Here is a 24567-nt window from a genome sequence, read left to right on the forward strand (position 1 = left end):
CCCTTGGTTAAGCTGTTCAAGTATATGAAGCCTTACAGCTTCTGGATTGTACTCAGCATTGCGGCATCATTGACAGTTGCAGCCATCGATATATGGCTGGGATTATTCATTGAAAGGCTTGTAGACGACGCGTCGGGAAGCTTTGCACACAGCTTTGGCGCAACCCTCAAGCTGCTAGCGGCGCTAACGGTTATTGGTGCCTTAGCGAGCTATGCGATCAAGTACGCGCTGACCCGGTTCAGCGCGTGCGCCTTGCGCGATATACGCCGCGATATCGTTAGTCATTTGGAGCGAACGACGGTGGCTGCGCTGGAAAGCCGGCACTCTGGAGATTTGGTATCGCGATTGACGAATGATACGGCGGTGCTTCAGCAATTTTTTATGCTTCATTTTGCAAATCTGTTCTATATGCCGGTCGTCTTTATCGGTGCGCTGACGGTGCTGCTCATGACGAGCTGGAAGCTGGTTTTATTTAGTCTCTTGTTTCTTCCCGTTGCGATTGTGGTTACGAGCGTCCTTATATTTCCGATGAACAAGATGTCCGAGCAGCTTCAACAGTATTTGGGCTCGTCCAATGCGATCGCGCAGGATACAATCGGCGGCATTCCGATGCTAAAGGCGTTCAATATGTTCAAAGCGATGTCGTTAAAGTACAAAGCCGCAATGGAGCTCGTTCTTAAGAAAGGCATGCAGGTTGAGAAAAGAAGGGCATTTATTGCTCCTATCAGCCTGCTCCTCATGTCGAGTCCGATCATTTTCAGCGTGTCATACGGCGGCTATTTGATCGGAGAGGGAGAGCTGTCTGCTGGCAGCATGGTGTTGTTCCTCTATATGCTTAACTTCCTGATGCAGCCACTATCGATGGCTCCGGTGCTTTCCGCCCAGATACAAGAGGTGAAGGGAGTTGCTAAGCGGCTGTTTGAAATGCTGGAGCTGCCGCTTGAGCCCTCTGAGCGAGGGGAGCAAACCGTTGATGAGGCTGCCGTACCGATCGAGCTTGATGGCGTATCGTTCCATTATGAAAGCAAGCCTGATGTGCTTGCGGACATCTCGTTTAAGGCGAAACCGAAGCAGACCGTGGCGTTAGTAGGCCCAAGCGGCAGCGGAAAAAGCACGATTCTAAAGCTGATTTGCGGTTTTTACGGCATGGAGAAAGAGGCGGATTCGGATGAGGTTGCAAACGGCGTTCGATTGTCCGGCGCCATTCAAGTGTTTGGCCGCCCGCTGCATGAATGGAATCCAATGGATCTGCGCGATCAGCTTGCGCTCGTCTCGCAGGATACCTATTTGTTTCCGGTCAGCGTTGCAGAAAATATCGGCTACGGCCGAACTGGAGCAAGCCGCGAGGCAATTATCCATGCGGCCAAAGCCGCAGGCGCTCATGCCTTTATCGAAACGCTTCCGGAAGGCTACGAGACCGTGCTTGGGGAGCGGGGAGCTAGGCTGTCCGGCGGAGAACGCCAGCGCCTCGCGATTGCCCGCGCAATGCTGAAGGATGCGCCGATATTGCTGCTTGATGAAGCGACTTCCGCTCTAGATACACAGTCGGAGTCTATCGTTCAAGAGGCGCTGGAGCGCGTCATGAACGATAGAACCGTGCTGGTGGTCGCACATCGGCTATCGACGATCATAGAAGCGGATCTCGTTCTGGTGCTAGATCAAGGCCGAATCGTTGAGCGGGGAACGCATGCGTCCTTGCTGGAACAACGAGGCCTTTACATGAAGCTTTATTATAAGCAATTCGCCGCTCTTGAAAGCCGCGATGCGATGCAGCTAGCGTCAGGGGAGGGAGCAAGGGGATGATTGGAGAAAAGTCGCTGCTGAAGAAAAGCAAGGCGGAGCTTGCAAGAATGATCGGTTTGCTTGGCTCCGGTCGCAAGCTGTATTTTGCCGGCTTGATTGGCGACAGCATGGTTAATGGCAGCATTACCATTATGATGGCATTCGTATTCAAAAATTTACTCGACTTCTCGGTACAAGGCGACCGGCAGCTCTTTTACAATTCGATCGCTTTCGTAAGCGCCGCATTTCTAGGCATTGCTCTGCTATCGCCGATCTTCTCATATTTGTATATGAAGATCGTCAAGCAAACGATGGTGAACACGCGGATACGGCTATACGATCATCTCGGGGAGCTTCCTCCAAGCTATTTCGAGACCAGGCATTCGGGAGATCTCATTTCCCGCTCAACCAGCGATGTCCAAACGATGGAAAATATTTATGTCGAGCATCTGAAGTCGATCTTAACCGATGTTTTTACGCTGCTTGGCTCCATTATTTCCATGTATATACTCGATTGGCGGTTTGCCCTCGCCTTAACGGCTTTTGGAGCAGTCGGCATCGCCGTTAATTTGGCCTTTGCGGGTCCGCTCCGCGGCACTGGCAATAGGCTGCAGCAGCGGCTTGGCAAATTGACGGAACGCCTAACGGATTTGCTAGCCGGCCTGCACATGGTGAAGATGTTCAGGCTTCAGACCATCATTAGCGGAAAGTACAATGAAGAGAGTGAACGGGTTACGGCTTCTTCCCTGGAGCAGGGTCACCGCAATGGCTTGCTTGAGGCAGTTAACTACTTGATCAATTTCATAAGCTTCGGCGGCATTTTGGTTGTCGGTATATTTATGTTCGCAAGAGGTGCGCTGGAGCTGGGGACGATGGCTGCTATCGTGCAGCTGGAGATGGGAGTCACAATGATTTTTCTGCAGGTTGGCAGCGTGGTTTCCATGATGCAAAGCTCGCTTGCAGGAGCAGCGCGCGTATTTGAAGTACTCGACCATGAACCGGAGCAAGAACGGTTTCCGATTCGTGCGGAGGAATTGTCGCTGAGCAAGGATACGATGCTGGAGTTTAAGGATGTTAGCTTCTCCTATGAGTCAGGTGCGCAGGTGCTGGCAGGATTTCATTTAAATGTCCAGCAAGGGCAAGTCGCCGCGCTCGTAGGCGCGAGCGGCAGCGGAAAAAGCACATTGTTTAAGCTGCTGCTCGGTTTTTACTCGATTGATGACGGCGCAATCGGCATTGCCGGCAAGCCGTTCTCGGCCTATACATTAGAAGAAATTCGCGGGATGATCGCGTATGTGCCTCAGGATGCCTATTTATTTGAGGGTACGATCGAAGAAAATATTATGCTCGGCAAGCCTGACGCATCGCGCGAGCAAATGATCGCCGCCGCTCACGCTGCTTATGCCCATGAGTTTATCGAAGCGCAGCCTGACGGATATGCAACGATGGTTGGCGAGAGAGGCGCAAAGCTGTCAGGCGGACAGCGCCAGCGAATTGCAATCGCGAGAGCGCTGCTGAAGGATTCTCCGATTCTGCTGCTCGATGAAGCGACCTCCGCACTCGATAACGAATCTGAGTATTGGGTGCAGCAGGCGCTGGAGAAGCTTATGAAAAACCGTACGGTGCTTGTCATTGCACACCGATTGTCAACGATCCAAGAGGCAAGCGTCATTTATGTGATGGAGCAGGGGGAGGTGTTCGAGAAGGGAAGCCATGAGGAGCTTATCTCTCAACGCGGCTTGTACGCAAGTCTGTACAAGCATCAGTACGATAGCGAAAAGGAATATGCAGCTGTGTAAATGCTTGAACGATGAAAGGGAAAGGAGCCAGAACAGAACATGTTCTGACTCCCGTGATCTTAGTAGCGTTTCAAAGCTGCCTCCGGAAAATCTGTCGATTGCTCTGCATCCAGTAGAGGAGTGTCCAGGCCTTGCAAATGCTTTTGGAAAAAAGCGACCGTATAAGCATTGATAACCTTATGCGCTCGTCTTGGCGAAAGCGGCATCTTCTCCATAATGGGAAGAGCCGGCGACCAAAAATAGTAATCGCTGAAGCTCATGTGACGGGTGCGCTGCAAAGTAAGTTCATAGGCTCCCGAGCCCAATGCGTGCTTCATCCGCATGGGGAGCTGGACGGACATACGATCGAATTGCTTGCGGGTCATGCTCATTTCTTGCAATTGCGAATCGGTAGGGACAACAGGATCGGTCTCCATTACAAAAGGCTTGGTGTCCATCAGCATAAACGGCTTGCCTGTGCCTTCGGCTTTATGTGTGTTGCCAAACATAGTGCCGTCCATATTGATTGCGGCCTTAACTCTTGGGTCCGTGTACAGCACTTGAGCAGCATTCGCGCCGCCGAAGGAATGACCGAACATCCCAACATGGTTCATGTCGATTTTGCCGCTGAACAGATTATTCGAGTCTTTGTCGTTCAGCTTCTCCAGCTCATCAAGCACGAAGGTTGAATCCTGAACCCATATGTCTGAAATAAGGCCATCCCATGCGTCAATATCGGTCATGCCCGGCAGGCTGGCAATCGTTACGAATTTCCCGTCAGGCAGAACGGTTGCAAGGGCGTTATAGGTATGCTCGATACTGGCTACGATAAACCCTTGGCTGGCTAATTCTTCAAATTGGAACGTATTCGAGAACCGTGCTCCGGGCAGTCCGTGCGAAAACAAGATGAGCGGATAGGATTGCTGTTGGCTGGCGACAGCTGCATTCGGATAGGAGTTGGTCTTGACGAGTTCAAGGTATTGAAACAGAAATTTAGGGATTTGAAGCTTGGTTTTTACTTCTGCTGCGATGACCGGAACATTTTTGACATAAGGAGCTTTGTCGGGAAGTGGCTTAGCAATATCGGCGGGATACCAAATCTGGACCAGCACTTCCCGTTGATCGTTAGGATCATCCGTATAGGTTTCCTTTCGATTCGGGTCAACCATTGCGTACTCTACCGTTCCGACAGCGTGGGGTCCAGTTGGCTGATCGAAGCCGAATACCGGGAGCAGCGTTGGGAGTGCGATGGCGATAATGATAAATACGGCAAGCAAGGAAGACAAGATAGCCCGCTTGACCGGCCGCTGTTTCGTGCGCACGAAGGATAGGCCTGCACGGCCTCCTTGACGCAGCATGCGAAAGATGCCAAAGAGGGTCAAAGCGTAAGCGGGAATCATTTGCCAACGGTACCCGTTAATCGTTAGGTGAAGTGCAACGGATATGACCGTAAGTAACGTCATCGAGATCATCGTTGATCGGGTCATGCTTTTGCCGAACCGTGTTCGTAAGATCAAAAATAGGCTAATGAGTAAAACCAAAACTTCAAAGATTTTCACTTCAAACCTCCTTATAAGGGACATGCTTTTCAGTCTTCTAGCTATGATTGCTGAAGCCCATCCATATTGTATACTCGCGACACTAGAGTTACAAGTTTTTATTGTAATGAGATAAATTAACATTTTATTAATATAAAGAAGGAGAAGGCGATTTATAATTATTTAATCAAACGATGATATTATGTTAAATATTGTATGGTATTTTATTGAAAACATATTAGGGGAGTGGGAATAATGAACGTTTTTGAAACGATGGAATCGAATGTACGGTCTTATTGCAGGTCTTTCCCAGATGTATTCGTAAAAGCAAAGGGCTCTAGAATATACGCAGATTCTGGAAGAGCGTTCCTAGATTTTTTTGCTGGAGCTGGGGCTTTGAATTATGGTCATAACAATGACTTCATTAAAAAGAAAATCGTTGCGTACTTAGAATCGGACGGCATGTCTCACGGCTTAGACATGCACACCTCGGCAAAGGAAGTCTTTCTGAACCGGTTTTCGGAGCTTATTTTGAAGCCTAGAAATTTATCCTACAAAGTGCAATTTTGTGGACCAACCGGAACAAACGCTGTCGAAGCGGCATTGAAGCTGGCACGCAGGGTAAAAGGAAGAACGGGCATATTCTCATTCATGGGTGCATTCCACGGCATGTCGCTCGGAAGCTTAGCCGCTACTAGCAATTTATATCATCGCGGAGCTGCAGGAACGGATTTGGATCGTGTCCATTTCATGCCGTTTCCGCAAGGGTTTATGAAATCATTTGATACGATTCAATACTTGGAAGAGGTGCTTACGGATGGCCATTCCGGGATCGAGAAGCCGGCTGCCATTATTTTTGAGACGCTGCAGGCGGAAGGCGGAATTAACGAAGCACCAATCGAGTGGATGAAGCAGCTTCGGGACCTTTGCAACCGTCATGATATTTTGCTCATTTGCGATGAGGTTCAGGTCGGATGCGGTCGGACAGGCCCGTTTTTCTCATTCGAGAGAGCGGACATCGTTCCAGATATCGTCGTGCTGTCGAAATCAATCAGCGGCTACGGTCTCCCGATGTCCATCGTGCTCATGAAGCCGGAGCTCGATATTTGGAATCCGGGGGAGCATACCGGAACATTCCGCGGCAACCAGCTTGCTTTTGTCGGGGCAACAGCTGCACTCGAATATGGCGACTCTATTAATCTCGAAGCGGATGTGTACCGAAAAGGGGAGTTTGTCCGTCAGTTTTTGACCAAAGAGATTGTGCCGATCAGCCAGTCCATCTCGATACGAGGGATGGGTCTTATATGGGGAATTGACGTATCTGCGAGCAAGCATGACTTCTCAAAGGAAATTGCCGCTCGCTGCTACGAGCTTGGTCTTATCCTTGAGAGGGTAGGTCGCGACGATAAAGTAATCAAACTGATGCCGCCGCTAACGATCTCATTGGAAGAGCTGGAAGAGGGCTGTGCAATCGTGAAGCAGGCAGTGCAGGAATGCTTTGAGAAGTATGAAGCTTCCGAATATCTGTTAGCATAAAGCGGGCCTATGTTCCATTGCAAAATGACGTGAACGATGCCCGAATGACATTTGAAACGATTGTTCTCCAATTGAAACAAGCTAATCCTCGAATAGAGGCTTAGCTTGTTTTTTTATTGATCACTTACGAGTGTGTATTTAATTGTTTTTAGTTGTTTTTGTGTTGACATCATGAAGGCCGGTAAGTAAGATGAATATTGAAATGAAGATTCTATATGAAGAGGGGGAATATACGATATCCTTTGCTATTATACTTGTTTTGTGTTCAGGATTGACCCATGCGGTTTGGAACATGTTTACGACGACGAGCAAAAATAAAAGTGTTTTTCTGTGGTTTATTCATATTACAGCCATTGCTTTGCTTCTTCCTTAGTCGCGAGCAGCTCTATTTCGATAAGCGGCTATTTATTTATGCTGCTGACAATGGGTTTTCAGATGGGCTACTTTTTTTGCAGCCGATCGTTTACAGACAAGGCGAGATGTCGCAAATGTACCCGATTATGCGCGGCATGGGAGCATTGCTCGTACCTCTTTTCAGCGTATGGATTTATGACGAATCGTTGTCGCCTATCGGATGGATGGGGGTGGGGTGTATCGTGCTGGGCTTGTTTGCTATAAGCGGTTTTTGGAATAAGCAGCATAGGTCAGCGGTCAGCTTACGAAATATTTTTCCGGCACTTATGGTCGGTTTATGTATTACGGGTTACGTTATGACCGATAAGATGGTGCTTCAATCGTTGTCTCCTCTGTCTATCATTGAACTTAGCAACATGGCTTATGTCATCGTGTTAAGCCCTGCTGTGCTTCGCTCCAAGCAGATTAAGGAGGAATGGCGGGTTAATAAGCAAGCGATTTTATGGGGAACGGTACTGTCGCCTGGGTCTTACCTGTTGTTTCTCTTTGCCATGAGTTTGCGCCGCTATCCCATTTGGCTCCCATTCGCGAGATAGGTACGGTGTTTGGAACGATGCTCGGCATTTTTCTGTTGAAGGAATCAAATGGCATGAATCGAATTTTGCTATCAGCAGTCATTACGGTGGGCGTTATCATGATAGGGATTTGGGGAAGTCCATAATTCGTACATATGAGGAGAGATGATGCTTGGGGAAAATAAACAGAGTGTTCATTATCGGCTGGGACGGTGCGGGAAATTTTGTGCGTGATGCCCATACGCCGAATTTGGACCGATTAGTCGAAAGAGGCATGATCAGTTTGGAAGCACAAACCGTATCGCCAACGATTAGCGCGCAATGCTGGGGTGCGCTTTTGCACGGAGTAGGGCCGGATAAGCATGGTTTAACGAATGAAATAGCAAGTGAGTGTACCTATCCTGACGATTCACCTTATCCATCTATTTTCCGAATCGTACGGAATGGCATTCCTGATGCCAAAATGGCTGCGTTTAGCGTATGGAATCCGATAAATGATGGCATTATTGAATCGTCAATCGGTGTACATAAAGTATCTATGAACGACCATGAGCTTTCGCTTGCCGCCGCTGCTTACATTCGGGAAAATTCCGATTTGAAGCTGATGTTCATTGGATTGGATCTGCCTGATGCAGCGGGGCATCAATATGGATTCAATACGCCCGAGCAGCTGCAAGCCATTGCAGAGACGGATGCAAATACAGGAATAATTTTACGAGCCATTGAGGAAACAGGCGTTTTGGAAGACAGCTTGATCATTGCCGTCTCCGATCATGGAGGCGGTGGGGAGCATTCCCGCGAGCATGGAAGTGATCATCCGTCTGACAAAACGATTTTCTGGGGCTGCGCCGGTCCAGGAATTAAGCCGGGTACATCTCTTCTTGGGGACGTCATCATCACGGACACGGCGGCAGTCGTCATTCGCGCGCTTGAGCTTGCTTTGCCTGCTGAATGGGAAGCAAAGCTGCCGGATGGTCTATTTAAGGAGTGATCCTATTAGGAGAGAGAAGGAAAGCAAATAAGGATGCGAGATATCAAATAGTTGCTCTGGGATCAGGATGTATGTTGTGAAAATGCATCCTTTCATCGGCTTTTTTGATAAATTTCTATTATCGAAGCGTGCTCCGTCTTCTTTTTGTACGATTGCCAGAAGCTGCTGCTCTTGCTTTTAGTGTGTTTTTGCTTTTAATGCTTGGTTTTTTGCTAGGTACGCTGCTTACTAATGCTTTCGGGCCCAAAAATGAACCGACCATCTTGATTGCCGGTCGCATTTGCTGAAAGATGCCGAAAAATTGTTGGACTTTCCCCATCATGGACATGATCCCGTCAAAGCCTCCGACTCGGGCGAACATCGATCTGTCTTCTACTGCTATAGGCGCTGTTGGAAAGTCTTCTGATGGGTTAAAGTCATTTAAAGGCTCACTTGCAGCAGGTAAAATTGCGCTCGTACGGGCTTTTCTTATTCTTTTCACTTCGTATCACTTTCCTTTCTTCATCATCATGAAATATAGTTACTTTCAAATAGCTATTGAATGGAAGAATTCGTTATTTCCCTTAGCTCGATCCACCTCCTAATCTTTTTGATTACACTGTAAAATATGCATGGAAGACGTTCAATGACTGGATTCTTGTTACGGAGACTTTTAATCTATGTGATTTGCCTATGAATATTTAAAATGCTGGAAGTTCTTTTAAAATGAAAAAAGAGACCCATAAAAGGGGTCTCTTTGCAAGTGAACGATTAGCAGCATCTGCCATAGAAGCTGAAATGGTGCTTATCATCTTTCTTCTCGCCTTTTTTATCGTCTTTTTTATCATCATGTCTATCATTACAGCCCAATAAGCCGCAATGACAAGCGATAATGATTAATAGAATAAATAGCACAAGAATTGTACTCGTTTTCGTAAACATCTTTTAATCCACCTCCTATTAAGCTAAGTTCTCTATAAGTTATGTTTCCTATTAGAACTATGTTTGTATGTTTGTGACGGTAACATATCTTATGTGCTGATAGACTAGCGAAGGGGATTTCAGATGCTATAAACGAGTGGGAGTGGAATGTCGCGGCATGCTGTTTATAATGGATATCGCCCTTTTCTTTATAGAGCAACCGGCTGCTTTAGTTCCATCGAACGATATCCTGCAAGCGCAGCATTCGTTGAACGTAAGCCGTCTTCGCCTGTAATTGGGACGGATTGTCCGCTAAGGATAGCTTGGACGAATGCTTGAATCAAATGGAAATCCATGTTGTCTCCCCAATACTTCCATTGTCCTTTGCCGATTTGCCCGCTGTACAGCTCATTGGTTTGGGCAAGCCCATCGAGCGAAATAACGCCGCTTGTGCCAATAATTTGCATCGTGACATCGCCCCATGTCGGGAATGGCGGCATTCTTGACCAGCTCGTATCGATGACTCCAAAAACGCCGTTTTCAAATTTCACATGCAGCATGCCCGTATCGTCAACTTCCAGCTTCTCCTTGAACAAGGTGGCAGCATAGGCGTAAACCTCTTTCACCGCTGAACCCGTAAACCAGTTCATCAGATCCATAACATGTACAGTATGATCCAATAGAGCGCCGCCTCCGGAGAGCTTGGAATCAACGAACCAGCCGCCTGGCGCGGTCCCCCGATTTGTCCCTTTAATCGCGACGATGCTTCCAATTTCTCCCTGTTCAATCGCTTTCTTCGCTTGTACAACCGCAGCTAAATAACGGCATGGGAAGGCGGTCATCAGCTGTACCTGATTGTCGTGGCATGCTTTAATCATTGCATGCATTTCATCCGTCTGAATGCCCAGCGGTTTTTCACATAGCACATGCTTCCCTCTTCTTGCAGCTTCGATGGTAATCTCGGCATGATAAACATTTTCTGAGCAAATGATTACGGCATCTACCTCTTGGTCAAGCAGCTGATGATAATCGTTGAAATAAGGAAGATGATGCTCGGCAACGAGTGCGCTAACCCTGCTTTCTACCGGATCGGCAATGCCTGCAAGCTCAACCTCGGGCAAGCCCCTTAATGCCTCGAAGTAGGAGTATGCATGGCCATGAGCAAAGCTGATCATACCGACTTTAAGCTTCTTCATATTTTTTTCCTCCTGACAGTTAGAGTTGAACAGGTTTACCGGTACGTGCGCTCTCAAGCGCAGCATGCGCCAATTCAAGCGCTTTATAAGCATCGCTCGCGGTTACGATTGCTTCTGTGCCCTCTCTAATACACTCGATAAAATGCTCCAGCTCAAGCGCATATGGACTCTTGAATGCCGGGCTTTCAGGGATGGATACCGTAGGTGCCGTCTCTCCAGAAGGATGCTTGTGGATTTGAAGGGAGCTGCTCTTTAAGCTGTTTGTCATGACGACGCCAGCATTTCCGGCAATTTCGGCTTTCGTATGAAACGGTCCGGGAAATCCCCAATTCGCTTCTACATTTGCGATGGAGCCATTCTCGAATTGCAGCGTTGCAAGCGCGTATTCCAGCTGCTCGTTTTGATATTGCATGGCGTATACGGATTTGACTTCACCCATGGTCCATCTCAGAAAATCCAAATCATGGATCATCAGATCGACGATTACGCCGCCGCTTCGTTCATGGTCTTTATACCAAGGCTTGGCATCGCCCGGATGGGGGCCGACTCGGCTGGCATGTGAAACGCAAGCGCGCCCAATAGCTCCGCTGTCAAGCGATTCCTTTAAGCTTGCATATTCCGGAAAAAAACGGACGACATGCCCGATGAACAAGCGTACTCCGTTAGTTTTGCAGCCATTTATCATCTCATCGGCATCTTCGAGAGAGAGGGCGATAGGCTTCTCGCAAATGACATGCTTTCTTGCTTTTGCAGCTAGTAGCGTATATTCTTTGTGTAAATAACTAGGCAGCGTGATGCTTATCGCGTCGAACTCCGCATTTTCAAGCATATGCTCGAAGGAATAGAAGGCAGGGGCTCCTGTTTGTGCGGAAATATTGTCTGCTAGCTCCGTTTGCAGGTCGCATACGCCTGTTAATTCAACGCCTTCCAGCTTTGAGTAGATGTTTGCATGGATTTGTCCGAGACCACCGCATCCTAATACAACAACTTTCATAGTCCATCTCCTTCATATGGTTATCGACCTTTCTGTATAATGATACACAGCAGGCGGGAGAAACGTATATGCGGTTATTTATTCTGTTTGTATCCATAATCAATCTATCAATTTGGCGGGGGAGACGTATGGACAGCTTTCAAGAGCCAATTCACTATCAGAATCCACAGCTTTGCATTAAAGTTTGGAAGTTTATGCATACGGGCAGCGAGCACTTCGGTTATCAGCCTTGGCATTACCATAAAGAAATTGAGTTCATCCTAGTGCTGGAAGGCATCCATGAAATGTATACGCCGAGCCAAGCCTATAAACTGCATCCGGGAGATGTGATGGTCATCGGCTCCTCCCAGCTCCATAAAGCGCAGGTGCAAGCCGGGAAGCACGTGTCTTATATCGTCCTCCACGTCGACCTGGAGCCGTATTTCGACCCGGCAATGATGCATTATACGAGGCATTTTATGGAGATTATGAACCCGCTGGATGATCTTAACTATCTGTTCAGCAAGTATCCGCATGTACAAAAAGAGGTAGGCGCTATTCTTCTTCATATCCATGAGGAAGTGATGCAGAAGAAAAAGGGCTATGAGATCGCCGTCAGTATGCATATTAAACATTTGCTGCTCGTTCTGCTGCGCAATGACGACCAGCTGCTGCTGTCGGCGCATGAATATGTGGATGCTGATTCCTTGCGTCCAGTTGTCGCGTACGTGGAGAAGCATCTAAGCGAGAAAATCGAAATGGCGGAGGTTAGCCGGCTTGCTGGCATGAGCTACGTTTATTTTTCGAAATATTTTAAGAAAAAAATGGGGCTTTCGTTTACGGAATTCGTTAATCGCAAGCGGATTTCCAAAGCAAAACGGATGCTGGTGACGGACAACAAGAGCATTACGAGCATCGCTGCGGCGGTAGGGATGGAGAATATGGCTCATTTTTATGAGCTGTTCAAGCGATTTAATGAATGCACGCCTAAGCAATTCAAGGAGAACTTGAAGGGTGGCAGAGTCGCTCTTTCTGCATACGCCGCTTCGAATAAAAGAAATTAGCGAGAACATCGGGTTTTTGAACAGCACTTACTTTATTACGGTGTTTAAGAAGAAGTATGGCGTATCTCCAAATCAGTATCGGCAAATGAAAAGAGCAAACTAAGATTGAATGAGATGGATAATCGGATAGTGCCGAAGATATGCATACTTTTGCGGATCGAATGAGAAGTATATGAGCGACCCCTCCGTTATGATAAAAACAACGCAAGATTACTTATTTGGAGGGGTTTATGATGGCAAACGCAACACTGTCCGAGCAAGAGGTTCAATTTTATAAGAAGAATGGTTATGCGCTCCATAAGAAACAGTTATTCAGTCAAGACAAGATGGCAGAGCTGTCGGCTATATTCGAAGAGCAATGGGAGCTGGTCGGCAGAAAGCTGAACAGCGAGCTGGATACGCCTCATTTCCGCGATGAGCGGCTGCTTAAGTTCCTCTTAAGCGATGAGGTGCTGAATCTGGTTGAGCCGCTCATTGGACCTAACATCGGGCTGTGGTCAAGCCATTTCATTTGCAAGGAGCCGCTAATCGGCAAACAAACGCCATGGCATGAGGATTCCGCTTATTGGAACGGCCGCCTCAGCAACTTTGACAATATCGTAACCGTATGGCTGGCAATCGACCGCAGCTCGAAGGAAAATGGCTGTATGCGCGTCATTCCCGGCACGCATAATAACGGATTTTCCGAATACGAAGAGGTTGATGGAAACCAGAACATTTTTAATACGGAAATTAAAAACACGGATGAATCAAAGGCGGTTTATTTCGAGCTTGAGCCCGGCGAGTGCTCCGTGCACGATTCCCGCATTATTCATGGGGCAGCAGCCAATATGAGCCCATTGCGCCGCTGCGGCTATACGATGCGTTATTTCTCGACGGAAGCGCAGGTTTATACGGAGAAAAACCAAAATCATAAAATATGGCTCGCAAGAGGCAAGGATATAGCTGGCAATCCATTTATAAATGTATAAAGAATGAATAAAACTAGAAGGAGCTGCACTTCATGAAACTTAGGTTAATAAAAGCGTTATGGGGAATGGAAGGCACGTATGAAGAGCAATTAGCCCGTGCAGCAGCGGCCGGTTACTATGGCATTGAAGCTCCGCTGCCTTCCTTATCGAGGGAACAGTCTTTTAGAGAAGCGCTTGAGCGCCATAACCTAGCCTTTATCGCACAGGTGAGCACCCAAGGCGATCATCTAGCCAGCTTCGAGGAGCAGGTGGAGCGCGCAACAAGCTTTAAGCCGTTGTTTATTAACTCGCAGAGCGCTAGAGACAGCATGACGGAAGCCGAGCAGGATCGCTTTTATGAGGCAGCTCTTGCCATTGAGCGAAGAGCGGGCATTGCAGTCGGGCATGAAACGCATCGAAGCCGTCCGATGTTTACGCCTTGGACAACGGCAAGGCTGCTGAAGCAATTTCCGGAGCTGCGCATTACAGCAGATTTTAGCCACTGGGTAAACGTATGCGAATCGCATCTGGAAAATCATGAGGAAGAGCTTGCTCTTGCGATGGAAAGAACGATTCACATTCATGGCCGAGTAGGTTTTCCAGAGGGACCGCAGGTTCCGCATCCGGCCGCTCCTGAGTATAAAGCCGAGCTTGTGCTATTTACGAAGTGGTGGAAGCAAATTTTGGATCGTCAAGCGAAGAAAGGCAACGCTTTCGCCACCTTTACGGCTGAATTTGGGCCACCTTGCTACATGCCGACAGTGCCGTTCACCAATAAACCGGTCGCTGATTTATGGGAAGTGAATCAGTGGATGACCGATTATATTTCCGCTAATTATGTAGAGTGGTTTAAAGATTAGCAAATAAACAAGAGGGGGAGAGCAAGGTTGGATCATTACAAAACGCCGGAGAGGCTGCTCAGCAAAAACTTTTTAACGTTGTCCTCCCCCTTCCGTATTTATAAGCATGTTATCGATCACCACATTCAAACGCATTGGCATGAGTTTTTCGAGATCGGTTTTATCGTCTCGGGGTCAGGCACGCATATTTTAAACGGCGAGCCATTTCCTCTGAAGAGAGGAATGGCTTTTTTGCTTACTACCGCTGATTTCCACGAGATCATACCGGATGAAGGCGAGACGGTTCATTTGTATGATTTTATATTCGAGGATTCGTTCATTCGACCGGCATTAACTGAAATGTTATTCGAGCAGGCATCTCATTATGCCCATACCTTCGAAGGCGCCATAGTTGACACTATCGAAGCGGAATTTGATCGTATTTGGGGTGAAACACAGCTTTGGCAGCCAGGCAGCGATCTGATCGTTCAAGGCAGCTTTGAGAGGATACTGATCGAACTATTCAGACAAACCGGCCAGAAGCAGCGCGCAGCGGAAACCGCAACCGTACATGCCGTTCATCCCTCGATTAGAAAATCAGTCATCTATATCCAGCATCACTTCCGAGAGCCGATTACGCTTCAAAAAGTTTCAGAGCATGTTGGGCTCTCCGCGAATTATTTCAGCGAATGCTTTCGGAAGCAGACGGGCACTTCCTTCCAAGTGCATCTGCAGGAGAAAAGGCTGCAGTTCGCTAAGGCTCTGCTCGTCAGCACAGCGCTGCCGATAACGGAAATCTGTTATGCCTCCGGCTTTAATACGATACCGAATTTTGAGCGATTCTTTAAAAGAAAGTTTGGCCAAGCGCCTCGCGATTATAGGAAAAGCAATAAATAAGCCTTCTATACACTTTTAAGTGTGTGGGAGGTTTTTTTTGCGCATGCTAACTTATTCCGGCCTTATTCATGCGAGTTGTTTCTAAACTGTAAACTTTCTCTGGCTTAGTTGTTAGTCAAAACGAGGCTGTGATACCATCAAGTTGGAATGGAGATGAACAGATGGAGCTAACGAAAATTTTAATTATAGAAGACGAAGCGGCCATTGCGGATTTGCTGGCCTACGGCTTGCAGAAGGAAGGCTTTCAAACCGCAGTTGCCCATAATGGAAAAGATGGATTAAAGGAAATTGATGAATTCAAACCAGATCTGCTGCTGCTGGACTGGATGCTGCCCGATCAAAGCGGTCTTGATATATGCAAAAAAATGATGGGCAAATATATGCTTCCGATCATTATGATTACAGCGAGATCAGATATTTCAGACAAAGTGATCGGGATGGAGCTCGGCGCCGATGACTACATTACGAAGCCGTTTGATATGCGTGAGGTGATCGTCCGTATCCGTACGCTGCTGCGCAGAATCAATCCGGTATCGGCTGCCACTCCGGAACCGGTGCCTTCTTTGATCAAAATTAAAGCGATTGAAATTAATGTGATCGAACGAACGGTCAAAAAAGACGATGAACCAATCGAGCTTACGCCAAAAGAGTTTGATCTCTTAATGACGTTGACCAGCTCAAGAGGTAGAGTATTTACCCGCTCAAACTTGCTGGATATCGTGTGGGGATACAATTATTTCGGAGATACGAGGACCGTCGATATTCATATTCAGCGTTTGCGCAAGAAGCTCGATGCCAATGACTTGATCACAACCGTATTTCGTGTCGGCTACAAATTCGAGAAAAATGTGGATTGAGCTATGATACAGTCGATCAAAGTTAAGTTTCTCATCGGGCTATTGGTCATTTTTGCAGCCTCGCTGCTGCTGCTGCATCATTTTGTTATGCAAATTATTGAATCCAGCAATGAAACGACGATCACTCAGGATTTGAACAGCATGAAGAAGAACAGCAATGTTTATGTAAGACAGACGTTTATGATCAACCATTATAGTCATGATGAGATTTATTTTGAGCAGATGTCCAAAGAATTGGTGGATGATTTGAATAAAATTACGTCCAGCAGCGTTGCCGTTTACTCTGTTGACGGCAAGCTCCTTGCCGCATCGGACAAGGCTGCCTTCGAGCGACCTCCGGGGGACGACTTTAAGCATGCTTTAAAGGGAGAAACAGCCTACACGATCATGCATCATGATAAAATATCGTCCATCTCTTTTTCGTATCCTGTTGTAATTGAAGGGGATAAGATAGGCATTTTGCGATTTGCCAAGGACGTGTCCTTGCTTTACGGGCATAGCCAGCAAATATTAAATGTCATTATGTATGTGACGTTTGCGATTTTTGCTATGAGCTTGCTGCTCTGCTTTGCTTTGTTCTGGAACATTACGCTTCCCATCGTGAAGTTGACAAAGGTATCTACAGAAGTGATAGACGGCAATCTAAATGTGCATATCGCATTAAATCGAAAGGATGAGCTGGGCAAGCTAGCCCACAACTTCAATCAGATGATTGAGAAAATTCGCTTGCAGATCGGCAAAATCGAGAAAGACCGGGATCGCCTTAAAGAGCTGAACCTGCATCGCAAGCAATTTTACGATAATGTGACCCATGAATTGAAAACGCCTTTGACCTCTATTATGGGATATGCGCAGATGATCAAGGAGAATGGCCAGAGCGATGAGGTTTTTTTCGAGAAAGGGATTGATCATATTGCAGACGAGAGCGCGCGGCTTCACGAAATGGTTCTGCAATTGTTGGAGCTGTCCAGAGAGACGGATTCTAAAGCTCCCTTTGAAAGCATGGAGGCAGGAGCTATTTTGGTGAGCGTTTGCGAGGGAATGGCATTTAAAGCGCAAAAATACAAAAAGAACATTTTGTGCGAAGTAGAAGGACAGCTCATGATTGAAGGGAGTTCAACAAAGCTGAGACAGCTATTTATCAATTTGGTTGACAATGCGATTAAATACGGTGATGCGTCCTCTGAAATTATTGTGAACGCGGTACAGGCTTCGGAATGTATTCAGATTTCCGTTATCAATCAGGGAGAGGTTATTCCACCTGATCATTTGGAACGCATTTTCGAGCCTTTCTATAGAGAGAACGGCCGTCTTGAAAAGGAAATCGGCAGTCGAGGCCTCGGACTCAGCATATGCAAAGCAATTGTAGAAGAACATCAGGGAACCATTCAAATTCGAAGCGAGAACTCGGAAACGAGTGTACTCGTTCAAATTCCGCGTATGGATGCGAAGCAGGTGAACGTATGATGATAAGGTATCTCCTTATTCTGCTGGCCATTGTTTTCTTGCCTAGCTGTTCGTCATTGGAATTCAAATCCAGAACGATAGTCATCCCCGAAACGGAGGCTGTACCCGAACTGGCACATTCGAACGGTGATTTTGAAGTAAACAAAATATATCGTTTGTTCGAGGATGATGAACAGGTTATGCAAATTTTGGGCTGGGCAGATAACGAACATATTGTCGGCAAATACATGACCATGAATAGAGCTCAATCGATGAAAACGGTAGACTACCGGAACCAAACAAGCCAAACGATAACGAACCTGAATGCAAACACAGAGCCCAGCCTGCTTTCTCCGGACGGACGACATGTTGGTCTCTACGATTGGGATAATAAAGAAGGCAGTGCAACGAAGCTGTATAACCTGAACGACAAAAAGTCGACTTCATTCGTTGATAATAACATACCATTGAGCGGCATGATGACTTGGTCTAACAACAGCCGTTATTTAGCTTTCTTTCTGTATGATAAAATTCCGACGTTTCAAGAAAAGCTGACCATCTACGATGTATCAGCTAAAAAGATGAAACAAATCGTAATGCCAATCCATGAAGAGAAGAGCTGGGCGAGGTATGCGAAGGTTTCCGACGATGGGGAAACCGTGTTGATCGTCAAGCAGACATATGACAGCCAGTTGATGCTATTCGGTAAACTAGATGGCAATCGTCTCATAGAACTGTATGAGCATAAGCTTAGCATCGATGTTTCGGTCGATTATCTCAATAATGATCAAATCATGTTTGTCAGCGAAAACAATTTGCTTTTTGTCTTTGACCGCCGCAATAAGGCGACCTCAATCTTGAGCGAGCAAATTGGCTTATTCCGGCTAACGGCGGATCGCAAGTATATCGCGTATTCAAAGGATTCCCAAAACACTTACGCTGCCAAATTGCAAGGAAACAACCTTCTTGGCGAGCAGGAGATCTTCAAAGGGATGAATCCGGCACAATTGGAGTGGAGCCCATCTGGCAATAAGCTTTATTTGAACGGCTGGAAGTCATTTGATGATCGAAGCAAAAGCAAACCGATCGCGCAAATACAAAATATGATGCATTACATTATTGAATTTAAGTAGTTTGTTAGTTTGTTTACTCAAAAATGCCCTTACAGCTGCCAGCTGTAAGGGCATTTTTTTTGATTCCATAAAACGACTGGATTCAACATTTATAGATACAACTTGTTTACAAGTTGGAGAAGTGCTCGAAATTTGGCTCGCGTATAAATAAAAGTAGCTGTTTAACATGATAAAATGAGGAGGACAACATGCTGCACCCGTACACAAGGAAGCGAAAAACTCGCCTCGCTAGATTGATTGTATTTCTATTCATTCTATTATTGATTGCTGTGTCTGTCATCGGCATTGCCGCTAACAAGCAAGAGAAGCCGAATGCCTTGTCTGCCATCCCAACGACAAAACCAGTGAGCCAGCTTGTAGAGGATCATTTGAAAGAGACCTATAAGATTGTCATTGATGCCGGACACGGCGGCAAAGATCCGGGGGCGGAAGGGGTTAGCGGTCAGAGGGAGAAGCTGTTTACATTGTCCTTATCTTTAAAGGTTTACGATCTACTCAAGCAAGAGGACATGTTTGAACCTTATTTGACTCGAAGCGACGACAATTTTATCGATCTGGACAAGCGTCCCGATATCGCGAACCAAATGAATGCGGACGCTTTCGTGTCTATTCATGCCAATACTTTTACGGATGAGTCCGTTGGCGGAACCGAAACCTTTTATCGTCATGACGACAGCGTGCAATTAGCCCAGAGCGTACATGATAAGGTTGTAAAGGAAATGGGCTTCCAGGACCGTGGCATCAAGAATGAACAGCTAAAGGTTCTTTCTCTAAGCAAAGTGCCGGCAATATTGCTGGAAGTGGGCTATCTGACGAACCCCTCAGAAGAGGCGACTCTCCTCGGAGAAGACGGACAAGCTCGCGCGGCTCGCGCCATTGTAGACGGCTTGAAGCAATATTTTACGAACAAACCGCAAGATGCCATTATACATTCCTAAGATTTGGATCTAAAAAAACGAGCAAAGGCTCTTCTGTGCAGATGACAGAAGGGCCTCTTTTCATTTATTTATACCTTTTTATTCATTTGTGTGCGCCATTCTTCATTCAACTTGGCCACCTTGCAGCTCACAAGTAGAAGCACGAACGACAAGCTCCGGTTCCAAGTAAACGGTTTTGAGTGATTCCGGTTTATCTATAAGTTCAAGAATGGTAGCTGCGATGACCGACGTGATCGTCGCGATGGCTACGCCTACTACTGTCATGGGAACGCCGATGTCTTCCATTTGGGGAAGGTTGTCGTAGCTGACTACTGAAATATCCTCCGGGACGCGAAGCCCATGCTCGCCTATCGCCCGAAGGATGCCGCGAGTCAAATCGATGCCTCCGCTGATAACGGCTGTTGGGCGCGGCGTACGCTCAAGCATCGTTCGCGCGGCCATATACCCGTCGTGGAATTCTAAGCCGCTCATCTGTAATACCGCGTCGCTCCTGGCTGGCAGCCCTAGAATGTCAATTTCCTCCCTGAAGGCTTCAATCTTAACCGTTTGCAAAGGATCATGCGACCGAGGTTCGCCGATATACGCGATATGCTTATGACCGAGCCCCGCTAAGTGACGAACGGCAAGGCGAACCGCTTGTCCCCGATTTACGTCAACAGCGGAGTAAGGCGTGTATCCGGCAGCGCCGTAGGTGAGAATCGGGATTTGCAGCGGGTTTAAGTTGTTGAAGCTGGAAATGCGATCCTGGTCTCCGAAGACGAGAATGGCGTCTGCTTGGTAGCGGCGGAAAATTTCAACCGCTGATTCCAAATTGCTGATCGATAGTAAAGTGATGTAGCCGTTCTTCTCAAGCTGTTCATTAATTTTGGTAATGAGGGAGGAAAGCGCGGCGCGTTCAATGGATGGCCATACGACGCCGATCGCCCCGCTTTTTCGTGAGACGAGATTTCGGGCCGCGATGTTGGGCTGGTAGCCCATTTCCTTTGCGATGGCAAGAATATGCTGCTTTGTTTTGTTCTGGACGAGCGGGCTGTCTCGCAGCGCCTTTGAGACAGTGGAGAAGCTGACGCCGGCCCGGTCTGCAATATCTTTAATCGTTACCATGAATTCCCTCCGGAAGGCACATACAAGTACTCATTTATGTCGTTCACTTTATCACAGAATGTCTATTTTGCAAATGAAAGCGGTATGCTTTTCGTATAGACAGGTAAGGAATATTCGGATATGATGAAAATAACAACGTTGTTAATTTGGGAGGAGTGGTTAGTTTATGTTTAGTTTACAGGATACCGTATCGGTCGTGATCGGCGGAAATGGCGTGTTGGGGAGCGCCATGGCAAGTGCGCTTGCCGAAGCGGGTTCGAAGGTAGCTGTCGTTGGCCGTGATATGGCAAAGGCCGCATTGGTGTGCGAGCAAATTGAACGCAGCGGCGGTTCGGCAAGATCCTTCCAAGCGGATGCGACTAAGAAATCAGAGCTTGAATCGGTGCTTGAGCAAGTCCTGCAGTGGGGAGGACGCGTGGATACGCTAGTCAATGCCTCAGGGACGAACAGCACGACGCCGTTTTTTGAACTAGAGATGGATGAATGGGACCGGATTATGGACGTTAACTTGAAAAGCGTCGTGCTGGCATGCCAAGTATTCGGAAAAAGAATGGTTGAACAGGGGAGCGGCGGCTCCATCATTAATATTTCTTCGGTATCATCCGAACCGGCGCTTTCCCGCGTTTTCACTTACTCGGCATCCAAAGCGGGAGTTAACAGCGTCACGCAATTTTTAGCCCGCGAATTGGCTCCGCATCAGATAAGAGTTAATGCCATTATTCCAGGCTTTTTCCCTGCCGAGCAAAATAAAAAGATTTTATCTCCGGATAGAGTTGAATCGATAATGCGGCATACCCCGATGGATCGCTTTGGAGCTCCAGAGGAGCTGAAAGGCACAGTCGTATACTTAGCCTCTCCGCGTGCATCATCGTTTGTAACCGGTGCTTTTCTGCGGGTAGACGGCGGATTTGGAGCGATGACGATATGAGCGATATTTTAACACAGTTAGTTGAAAACATACCGCTTCCTAAGCTTGTGAAGATACGCCAGTCATTTGACGACACGGTTTTAGAGAATCCGCTTGAGCATCTCTCTGCTCGGCTGCAAGCATCCGAATCCATGGCTGGAATTGCAGCCGGTCATAAGGTTGCGGTCGCCGTCGGAAGCCGGGGCATTTCCCGAATCGATGAATTGACGAAGACGGTTATCGACGAGCTGAAGAGAATTGGAGCAGAGCCATTCATCGTGCCATGCATGGGAAGCCATGGAGGAGCGACAGCGGAAGGGCAGACGGAGGTGCTTGCTCATCTAGGCATTGACGAGCAGAGAATGGGCTGTCCCGTGCGCTCTTCCATGGAAGTCGTTCTTCTGGAGCATCTGCCGAACGGGTTGCCGGTTTATTGCGACAAAATCGCCGCGACAGAGGCGGACGCAATCGTCGTCATCAACCGGATAAAGCCGCATACCGCTTTTCGAGGGGCTATTGAAAGCGGCATGTTCAAGATGATAGCGATCGGGCTGGGCAAGCAAAAGGGGGCAGAAGCTTGCCATCAGCTTGGCTTTAAGTATATGGCTGAGAACGTACCTGCAATGGCAAAGGTTATGATCGAGAAGCTTCCGATTAAATTTGGCGTGGCGATCGTGGAAAATGCATATGACCAGATTTGCCGGATCGAGGTTCTCGGCACCGATTTCATGGAGGAAAGGGAAAAGGAGCTGCTCATTGAAGCGAAAATCAGGCTTCCCCAAATTCTTTTTACGGAGCTTGACGTGCTCGTGATCGACTATATCGGCAAGAACATCAGCGGCGACGGAGCAGATCCGAATATTACGGGAAGATACCCGACGCCCTATGCGCATGGAGGCCCCGAGGTCAATAAGATGGTTGTTCTTGACCTTACGCCGGAATCCCAAGGAAATGCCAACGGCGTAGGCACGGCCGATTTTACGACGAGCCGGCTGGTTGGCAAGACGGATTGGCCGAGCACCTATGCGAATGGGCTGACCTCAACGGTCTGTGCGCCAACTAAGCAGGCGACTACGCTTGCGAATGACCGCGATGCCATTAAAGCGGCTATCAAAACCTGCAACATTTTGGATTATACCGCGTGCAAGCTTGTCCGCATCCGCGATACGCTCCACCTTGGAACGATTGAAATTTCGGAAGCGCTGCTTCAGGAAGCAAAGCTCAATCCGCGCATCGAAATTTTAGAAGGGCCTTACGAGTGGACCTTCGACGAGGAAGGATATTTGCCGAAATGAATGCGGATCACAAAATAGTCATTGCGATTGATATCGGAACGACAAGCACGAAGACGCTGGCTGTCGATCTTGCTGGAAACATTCAAGGCAGCGAGTCGATTGAATATCCGCTGCATACGCCAAGTCCGGGTTATGCCGAGCAAGACCCGGATGTCATCTATGAGGCTGTGCTTGAAGGTGTAGCGAGCGTTATGAAGAAAGGCGGCTATTCGGCTGAAAATGTAGTGTGCGCGGCGTTCAGCTCCGCCAATCACAGCTTGATTCTTCTAGATGATAGCGGGCTTCCGCTTACTCCGAGCATTACATGGGCTGACCTGCGCGGCGCCGTTCAGGCAGAGCGATTGCTTGCAGACGGCACCGGCTTGCCGATATATTCGCGGACGGGAACGCCGATCCACCCGATGTCGCCGCTCATCAAGCTGATCTGGATGAGGGAAGAGCGTCCAGCACTATTTTATACAGCATGCCATTTCGTTGGCATAAAGGAATATATTTTAAATAAGCTGTTCGGTGTTATGGTCATGGATCATTCTCTGGCAAGCGCAACGGGATTATTTAACTTGGAAACGCTGGCATGGGATAAAGAAGCGCTGCTACTGGCAGGTATCAGCGAGGAGCAGCTGCCGAGGCTAGTTCCAACCACGGAACGTTTGGATGGACTGATGCCGGAAGCAGCCGAGCGAATGGGACTTAGCACAAGCACGGCGTTCATAGTCGGCGCGCAGGACGGCGTGCTCGCCAATCTCGGTATCGGAGCTGTGGAGGAAGGCGTGCTCGCCGTTACGATTGGCACAAGCGGTGCGGTGCGAACCGCTGTAAGCCAGCCTACTTTCGATCCGGCAGGACGGTTGTTTTGCTACGCTTTGACGAGTAAGCATTGGATTGTTGGCGGGCCTTCCAACAATGGCGCTATCGTAGCGAAATGGATTACGGATCGGATTTACCCGGGCAAAGCGATTGAAGAGGTTCTTCCTCTTGCGGCAGCCGTGCCTGCGGGAGCAAACGGTCTGCTCTTTCTGCCGCTCTTATCGGGTGAGCGGGCTCCTTTCTGGGACGCGCAGGCGAAAGGGGTTATGTTCGGACTGACGCTCTCGCACAGTGAAACGGATATGCTTCGTGCTGCAATGGAAGGGGTCATGTTCCAAATTACGGCTATCGCTTCATTAATGAAGCAAGCCGGGGAGACGCCTAAGGAGGTTCGGGCATCCGGAGGCTTTGCGCGCTCAGCTTTATGGTGCCAAATGATGGCCGATATGCTGGGGGTACCGGTCAGCGTGCCTCTATCCGTTGAAAGCTCGGGACTTGGAGCCGCTCAGCTTGGATTATACGCCATGGATGGCTGCGAAGGTCCGCTGCTGAGGTGGAAGATGGATGAAGGCAGCCTCTATGTACCGGATTTAATAAATCATAAACAATATCAAAGCCTATTGCCGCTATATTTAAGCTTATACGATCGATTGAAAGAGCCAATGAGAGAAATTTCGAAGCTGCAAAACACGTTGGTTGGTTGACTT

General features: G+C 47.8%; 23 protein-coding genes. 17 read left to right on the plus strand and 6 right to left on the minus strand.

The window, feature by feature from the left end:
• The first annotated feature begins 3 nt into the window (after positions 1 to 3).
• Both HI950_RS12840 and HI950_RS12845 read left to right on the plus strand, forming a co-directional pair.
• On the plus strand, positions 4 to 1803 hold the full coding sequence (locus HI950_RS12840) for an ABC transporter ATP-binding protein (RefSeq protein ID WP_223285250.1): 1800 nt from the start codon (positions 4 to 6) through the stop codon (positions 1801 to 1803).
• Complete coding sequence (locus HI950_RS12845) at positions 1800 to 3581, plus strand: ABC transporter ATP-binding protein (protein ID WP_169082366.1); 1782 nt, start codon at positions 1800 to 1802, stop codon at positions 3579 to 3581. The genes HI950_RS12840 and HI950_RS12845 overlap by 4 nt, the downstream gene beginning before the upstream one ends.
• A gap of 59 nt (positions 3582 to 3640) precedes the next feature.
• Here HI950_RS12845 and HI950_RS12850 read toward each other — a convergent pair whose 3' ends face one another.
• The gene (locus tag HI950_RS12850; RefSeq protein ID WP_169082365.1) at positions 3641 to 5119 is read right to left on the minus strand and encodes an alpha/beta hydrolase family protein; all 1479 of its coding nucleotides are present in this window, start codon (positions 5117 to 5119) and stop codon (positions 3641 to 3643) included.
• Positions 5120 to 5353: 234 nt separating this feature from the next.
• Here HI950_RS12850 and ectB point away from each other — a divergent pair, with 234 nt between their 5' ends.
• The 3 genes from ectB to HI950_RS12865 all read left to right on the plus strand — a co-directional run bounded on the left by ectB (position 5354) and on the right by HI950_RS12865 (position 8554).
• On the plus strand, positions 5354 to 6634 hold the full coding sequence (gene ectB, locus HI950_RS12855; RefSeq protein WP_169082364.1) for a diaminobutyrate--2-oxoglutarate transaminase: 1281 nt from the start codon (positions 5354 to 5356) through the stop codon (positions 6632 to 6634).
• A gap of 449 nt (positions 6635 to 7083) precedes the next feature.
• Complete coding sequence (locus HI950_RS35750; protein ID WP_223285251.1) at positions 7084 to 7584, plus strand: hypothetical protein; 501 nt, start codon at positions 7084 to 7086, stop codon at positions 7582 to 7584.
• A gap of 151 nt (positions 7585 to 7735) precedes the next feature.
• Positions 7736 to 8554: an alkaline phosphatase family protein gene (locus HI950_RS12865; RefSeq protein WP_169082363.1), complete on the plus strand. Its 819-nt coding sequence runs from the start codon at positions 7736 to 7738 to the stop codon at positions 8552 to 8554.
• A gap of 118 nt (positions 8555 to 8672) precedes the next feature.
• Here the strand turns inward: HI950_RS12865 and HI950_RS12870 are convergent, their stop codons facing one another.
• The 4 genes from HI950_RS12870 to HI950_RS12885 all read right to left on the minus strand — a co-directional run bounded on the left by HI950_RS12870 (position 8673) and on the right by HI950_RS12885 (position 11644).
• On the minus strand, positions 8673 to 9035 hold the full coding sequence (locus HI950_RS12870; RefSeq protein WP_169082362.1) for a hypothetical protein: 363 nt from the start codon (positions 9033 to 9035) through the stop codon (positions 8673 to 8675).
• 269 nt (positions 9036 to 9304) lie between these two features.
• The gene (locus HI950_RS12875) at positions 9305 to 9475 is read right to left on the minus strand and encodes a hypothetical protein (protein WP_169082361.1); all 171 of its coding nucleotides are present in this window, start codon (positions 9473 to 9475) and stop codon (positions 9305 to 9307) included.
• 188 nt (positions 9476 to 9663) lie between these two features.
• On the minus strand, positions 9664 to 10650 hold the full coding sequence (locus HI950_RS12880; protein WP_169082360.1) for a Gfo/Idh/MocA family protein: 987 nt from the start codon (positions 10648 to 10650) through the stop codon (positions 9664 to 9666).
• Positions 10651 to 10669: 19 nt separating this feature from the next.
• Positions 10670 to 11644 (minus strand): Gfo/Idh/MocA family protein, encoded by a 975-nt coding sequence (locus HI950_RS12885; RefSeq protein WP_169082359.1) that lies wholly within the window; start codon positions 11642 to 11644, stop codon positions 10670 to 10672.
• 128 nt (positions 11645 to 11772) lie between these two features.
• On the opposite strand from HI950_RS12885, the gene HI950_RS12890 reads away from it, so the two are divergent.
• The 9 genes from HI950_RS12890 (at position 11773) to HI950_RS12930 (ending at position 19747) form a co-directional block, all read left to right on the plus strand.
• Complete coding sequence (locus HI950_RS12890) at positions 11773 to 12687, plus strand: helix-turn-helix domain-containing protein (protein WP_169082358.1); 915 nt, start codon at positions 11773 to 11775, stop codon at positions 12685 to 12687.
• Positions 12638 to 12790: an AraC family transcriptional regulator gene (locus HI950_RS12895; protein ID WP_169082357.1), complete on the plus strand. Its 153-nt coding sequence runs from the start codon at positions 12638 to 12640 to the stop codon at positions 12788 to 12790. Before HI950_RS12890 ends, HI950_RS12895 begins: the two co-directional genes overlap by 50 nt.
• 127 nt (positions 12791 to 12917) lie before the next feature.
• Entirely contained in the window at positions 12918 to 13658 is a 741-nt protein-coding gene (locus tag HI950_RS12900) for a phytanoyl-CoA dioxygenase family protein (protein ID WP_262985700.1), read from the plus strand.
• A 32-nt stretch (positions 13659 to 13690) separates the two neighbouring features.
• Positions 13691 to 14497 carry a sugar phosphate isomerase/epimerase family protein gene (locus HI950_RS12905; RefSeq protein ID WP_169082356.1) on the plus strand — a complete coding sequence of 269 codons (807 nt, stop codon included), beginning with the start codon at positions 13691 to 13693 and terminating at the stop codon, positions 14495 to 14497.
• A 27-nt stretch (positions 14498 to 14524) separates the two neighbouring features.
• Complete coding sequence (locus HI950_RS12910) at positions 14525 to 15373, plus strand: helix-turn-helix domain-containing protein (protein ID WP_169082355.1); 849 nt, start codon at positions 14525 to 14527, stop codon at positions 15371 to 15373.
• A 161-nt stretch (positions 15374 to 15534) separates the two neighbouring features.
• Positions 15535 to 16230 carry a response regulator transcription factor gene (locus HI950_RS12915; RefSeq protein ID WP_169082354.1) on the plus strand — a complete coding sequence of 232 codons (696 nt, stop codon included), beginning with the start codon at positions 15535 to 15537 and terminating at the stop codon, positions 16228 to 16230.
• Positions 16231 to 16233: 3 nt separating this feature from the next.
• Entirely contained in the window at positions 16234 to 17697 is a 1464-nt protein-coding gene (locus tag HI950_RS12920; protein WP_169082353.1) for a sensor histidine kinase, read from the plus strand.
• Entirely contained in the window at positions 17694 to 18809 is a 1116-nt protein-coding gene (locus HI950_RS12925) for a hypothetical protein (protein ID WP_169082352.1), read from the plus strand. The genes HI950_RS12920 and HI950_RS12925 overlap by 4 nt, the downstream gene beginning before the upstream one ends.
• A gap of 188 nt (positions 18810 to 18997) precedes the next feature.
• A complete protein-coding gene (locus tag HI950_RS12930; protein WP_169082351.1) occupies positions 18998 to 19747 on the plus strand; it encodes an N-acetylmuramoyl-L-alanine amidase family protein in 750 nt (249 codons plus the stop codon).
• Between the two features lie 102 nt (positions 19748 to 19849).
• Here the strand turns inward: HI950_RS12930 and HI950_RS12935 are convergent, their stop codons facing one another.
• Positions 19850 to 20851, minus strand: a complete 1002-nt coding sequence (locus tag HI950_RS12935; RefSeq protein WP_169082350.1) for a LacI family DNA-binding transcriptional regulator — start codon at positions 20849 to 20851, stop codon at positions 19850 to 19852.
• Positions 20852 to 21017: 166 nt separating this feature from the next.
• Here HI950_RS12935 and HI950_RS12940 point away from each other — a divergent pair, with 166 nt between their 5' ends.
• Genes HI950_RS12940 through HI950_RS12950 form a run of 3 tightly spaced genes read left to right on the plus strand, consistent with a single transcriptional unit; the run spans position 21018 to position 24564 of the window.
• Complete coding sequence (locus HI950_RS12940; RefSeq protein WP_169082349.1) at positions 21018 to 21779, plus strand: SDR family oxidoreductase; 762 nt, start codon at positions 21018 to 21020, stop codon at positions 21777 to 21779.
• Positions 21776 to 23053, plus strand: a complete 1278-nt coding sequence (locus HI950_RS12945; RefSeq protein WP_169082348.1) for a nickel pincer cofactor-dependent isomerase, group 22 — start codon at positions 21776 to 21778, stop codon at positions 23051 to 23053. The genes HI950_RS12940 and HI950_RS12945 overlap by 4 nt, the downstream gene beginning before the upstream one ends.
• Entirely contained in the window at positions 23017 to 24564 is a 1548-nt protein-coding gene (locus tag HI950_RS12950; RefSeq protein WP_317618346.1) for a gluconokinase, read from the plus strand. Before HI950_RS12945 ends, HI950_RS12950 begins: the two co-directional genes overlap by 37 nt.
• The last annotated feature ends 3 nt before the right edge of the window (positions 24565 to 24567 follow it).

Origin of the sequence: Paenibacillus sp. PL91 (genome assembly GCF_012935325.2) — a bacterium.
Classification (GTDB): domain Bacteria; phylum Bacillota; class Bacilli; order Paenibacillales; family Paenibacillaceae; genus Pristimantibacillus.

Excerpts from the sequence above, each read along its gene's own strand:
- HI950_RS12845 (WP_169082366.1), top strand. The coding sequence starts at position 1,800 with ATGATTGGAGAAAAGTCGCTGCTGAAGAAAAGCAAGGCGGAGCTTGCA.
- ectB (WP_169082364.1), top strand. The coding sequence starts at position 5,354 with ATGAACGTTTTTGAAACGATGGAATCGAATGTACGGTCTTATTGCAGG.
- HI950_RS12875 (WP_169082361.1), bottom strand. The coding sequence starts at position 9,475 with ATGTTTACGAAAACGAGTACAATTCTTGTGCTATTTATTCTATTAATC.
- HI950_RS12880 (WP_169082360.1), bottom strand. The coding sequence starts at position 10,650 with ATGAAGAAGCTTAAAGTCGGTATGATCAGCTTTGCTCATGGCCATGCA.
- HI950_RS12885 (WP_169082359.1), bottom strand. The coding sequence starts at position 11,644 with ATGAAAGTTGTTGTATTAGGATGCGGTGGTCTCGGACAAATCCATGCA.
- HI950_RS12890 (WP_169082358.1), top strand. The coding sequence starts at position 11,773 with ATGGACAGCTTTCAAGAGCCAATTCACTATCAGAATCCACAGCTTTGC.
- HI950_RS12900 (WP_262985700.1), top strand. The coding sequence starts at position 12,918 with ATGATGGCAAACGCAACACTGTCCGAGCAAGAGGTTCAATTTTATAAG.
- HI950_RS12905 (WP_169082356.1), top strand. The coding sequence starts at position 13,691 with ATGAAACTTAGGTTAATAAAAGCGTTATGGGGAATGGAAGGCACGTAT.
- HI950_RS12915 (WP_169082354.1), top strand. The coding sequence starts at position 15,535 with ATGGAGCTAACGAAAATTTTAATTATAGAAGACGAAGCGGCCATTGCG.
- HI950_RS12920 (WP_169082353.1), top strand. The coding sequence starts at position 16,234 with ATGATACAGTCGATCAAAGTTAAGTTTCTCATCGGGCTATTGGTCATT.
- HI950_RS12925 (WP_169082352.1), top strand. The coding sequence starts at position 17,694 with ATGATGATAAGGTATCTCCTTATTCTGCTGGCCATTGTTTTCTTGCCT.
- HI950_RS12930 (WP_169082351.1), top strand. The coding sequence starts at position 18,998 with ATGCTGCACCCGTACACAAGGAAGCGAAAAACTCGCCTCGCTAGATTG.
- HI950_RS12935 (WP_169082350.1), bottom strand. The coding sequence starts at position 20,851 with ATGGTAACGATTAAAGATATTGCAGACCGGGCCGGCGTCAGCTTCTCC.
- HI950_RS12940 (WP_169082349.1), top strand. The coding sequence starts at position 21,018 with ATGTTTAGTTTACAGGATACCGTATCGGTCGTGATCGGCGGAAATGGC.
- HI950_RS12945 (WP_169082348.1), top strand. The coding sequence starts at position 21,776 with ATGAGCGATATTTTAACACAGTTAGTTGAAAACATACCGCTTCCTAAG.